The sequence below is a fragment of the Nocardioides sp. genome (assembly GCF_050699375.1).
Classification (GTDB): Bacteria; Actinomycetota; Actinomycetes; order Propionibacteriales; family Nocardioidaceae; genus Nocardioides.
Map to the genome: position 1 here is coordinate 1 of NZ_JBOHDN010000054.1, position 3047 is coordinate 3047.

The 3047-nt window shown below is 69.5% G+C and carries 4 protein-coding genes; 1 reads left to right on the forward strand and 3 read right to left on the reverse strand.

Annotated elements, in window-relative coordinates; all coding sequences use genetic code 11:
• The coding region (gene rpsB / locus ACRDPS_RS03005) for a 30S ribosomal protein S2 (protein ID WP_431500133.1) at positions 1–223 on the reverse strand (223 nt) is incomplete at its 3' end.
• 648 nt (positions 224–871) lie between these two features.
• Here rpsB and ACRDPS_RS03010 point away from each other — a divergent pair.
• Entirely contained in the window at positions 872–1309 is a 438-nt protein-coding gene (locus tag ACRDPS_RS03010) for a murein hydrolase activator EnvC family protein (RefSeq protein ID WP_431500134.1), read from the forward strand.
• Positions 1310–1324: 15 nt separating this feature from the next.
• On the opposite strand, the gene ACRDPS_RS03015 is transcribed toward ACRDPS_RS03010, so the two are convergent.
• Positions 1325–1870, reverse strand: a complete 546-nt coding sequence (locus ACRDPS_RS03015; RefSeq protein WP_431500135.1) for a hypothetical protein — start codon at positions 1868–1870, stop codon at positions 1325–1327.
• 162 nt (positions 1871–2032) lie between these two features.
• A complete protein-coding gene (locus tag ACRDPS_RS03020; RefSeq protein ID WP_431500136.1) occupies positions 2033–2995 on the reverse strand; it encodes a tyrosine recombinase XerC in 963 nt (320 codons plus the stop codon).
• Between the last annotated feature and the right edge of the window lie 52 nt (positions 2996–3047).

Here is a 3047-nt window from a genome sequence, read left to right on the forward strand (position 1 = left end):
GCTTCTTGGTGCCGACGAACATGACCGTGCCGCCCTTGGCGACGGTCTCCTTGACGAAGGCGAAGCTGCGGTCGATGTAGGCCAGCGACTGCTGCAGGTCGATGATGTAGATGCCGTTGCGGTCCGTAAGGATGAACCGCTTCATCTTCGGGTTCCAGCGACGGGTCTGGTGTCCGAAGTGGACGCCGCTCTCGAGGAGCTGGCGCATGGTCACGACTGCCATGATGTTTTTTCTCCTAGGTGTTGGCTGGTGCCGCACCGCTTTTGCTCGACCTTGCGTTTCTCGAGGTCAGGCGGGTGTTGCACGAGCCGGTCGGTTTTCAGTTTCGCGCCCATCGTGGTGATGGGCCCTGACGCCTGCGCGCGGTCCGACCTGAGCTGTCGCTCGGGACTGAGGGCCGCGCCCGCGGGCGGCCGGTGTCTCGGAGGGAGGCACCGTCGCGGTCTGCTGGCGTGCGAAGTCAGCCCACAAGGGGCTGCCGATCCAAGACTAACCGTCGGTAGGGGTCTCGGGCCAATCCTCCGACACGACGTCCAGAACGGGCCGATCAGTGTCCACAGGCGCATCTCGGGACGGGGTTATCCACAGGGCGTACGCAGCCTGTTGCTCGGGCACGTCCGGCGGAGTTGTCTCTTCGACATGAGCTTTCCCGTCCTCTCCCCTTCAACCGACCGGACCCGCGCCCTCGTCGCGGCCATGTTTCTCGTCGTCCTCATTGCCCCCGCAGGCCCAGCTCTCGGAACACCACGTGCCGAGGTGGCGCCGACCGGCGCCTCGTTGGGTGGGGCTACAGGTCACGACGAGGGTCCGAGCCCGGCCGGTTGGAGGGGAGCCCGAGAAGACGCCCCTGGCGGTGGGCGCGGGGAGGAGGTGGCTCAGGGTGAGTGGCCGTTGGCACCACAGCCCGAGGTCGTGCGCCGGTTCGACCCTCCAGACGCTCCGTGGGGCGCCGGACACCGCGGTGTAGACCTAGCCGGTCGCCCCGGCCAGGTGGTGCACGCCGCGATGGCGGGCAAGGTCGCCTTCGCCGGGGTCATCGCCGGAAAGCCGGTCGTGAGCGTCGACCACGGGACCACGCGCACCACCTACGAGCCCGTCGCTGCCACCGTGGCCGTCGGCGATCCGGTGGCGGCCGGAGCTCCTCTGGGACGCCTCGGTGTCGCCGGCTCTCACTGCTTCCCGAACGCCTGTCTGCACTGGGGCTGGATCCGCAACGCCGACGATGCCTATCTGGACCCACTGCTCCTCGTCGACGCTCCTCAGCCGGTCCGCCTCCTCCCCCTGTGGCGCACCGACCCGGCCCCTTAGCCTACGCAGGCCGCGTCATGACTTCTGGCGGCCTCGGCGGACCTTGGAGAATAGTGTGCGGCCCCACGGCTTGTAGACCGAGAGGACGACCGCGACCGTGAGGGCGGTCAGCGAGACCGCCGGCGGGAACCGTAGGTCGCTGACGTCCCCGGTCAGCCGTCCGGTCTCCGCCAAGATCTCCCCGATGGCCCGCACCTCGCCCATGCCGGGCAGCAGCACGAAGAGGATCAGCGCGACCAGCACGAGATTGACGACGAGCTTCACCACGACCCACCAGAACCGAACCAGCCCCCACTTGGTCCCCCACCCAAGAATCAGGCCGGTCGCCAGCACGATCAACGCGGCTGCGAGCATCGGACCGCCCAGGTAGGTGCCGATCACCTGCAGCGCCATGCCACGGGCGTCCGGATCACCGGATCCGGCGCCCACTGCCGCCATGATGCCGACCACGACATCGATGCCGAGCCACGCTCCTACCCCGAGGAGGTGGAGCACGAGCACTGCCTTGCGTACGCCGGGCCGCAGCCGCAGCGGCTTGCCGAGAGTCGAGTTCGTGGACATGTCCTCACCCTCGCCTCCCCGAGGTGTGCTGGCGTCCGCATGACGGCGTGGGCTGCGTACGTGATCTGGCGTAGGTCCACCAGGAGTCTGACTTCTCGGCCTGCACAGGTGACCTCTCGGCCAACATAAGTGACCTTTCGGCCTGCGCGGGTGACTTCTCGGTCAGGCGCGGGGGTGGGCCTGACGGTAGGCCTTGCGGAGGCGGTCGCTGCTGACGTGGGTGTAGATCTGGGTGGTTGCCAGGCTGGCGTGGCCGAGGAGCTCTTGGACCGAGCGGAGGTCGGCGCCGCCCTCGAGGAGATGGGTGGCGGTGCTGTGCCGCAGGCCGTGGGGACCGAGGTCGGGAGCGCCGGGTACGTCGAGGAGACGGCGGTGGACGAGGGTGCGTACGGCACGCTGGTCGAGTCGGCCGCCGCGGGCGCCGAGGAACAGCGCAGGGCCGGAGGATCCGGTGACCAGCTGAGGGCGACCGCGGACGACCCATCGATCGAGCGCACGCATCGCCGGACCGCCGAAGGGCACCATCCGCTCCTTGCGCCCCTTGCCGAGAACCCGGATGACCCGGCGTTCGTAGTCGACGTCGTCGAGGTCGAGGCCGACGAGCTCGCCGACCCGGGATCCGGTCGCATAGAGCAGCTCCAGGACCGCGATGTCGCGCATGCCGACCGCGGTGCCGTCCTCAGCGGCGGTGATCGCGGCGCCGATGAGGGACTCAACCTCGTCGGGACGCAGTACGGGCGGTAGCGGCCGATGTGCCTTCGGCGACCCGAGCGCGGCCCCCGCATCGACCTGCGCCCGCCCGGTCCGCACCAGCCATCCGCAGAAGACCCGGGCCGCGGTCGCCCGCCGGGCCAGGGTCGTGCGCGAACGGCCAGTGGTCTGCTGCTTGGCCAGCCAGCTGCGCAGCGTGCGCAGATCGATCTCGGCCGGCTCGAACCGTCCCATACGTCCGGCGTGGTCGAGCAGGCTCCGGATGTCACCCAGGTAGGCCCGGACCGTGTGGTCGGACAGACCGCGCTCCGCGCTGAGGTGTCGCTCGTAGTCCCCCAGAACCACGGCGTACGCCTCGGGCAGCTCCGCCTCCGCGGAGCCGCCCTCCGGCCCTGCCTCAGGATCAGCGCTCATCCGAGCCAGGATAGGTGGTGGGAACCGGCTGAGCGCGGACTCGCCGATGACC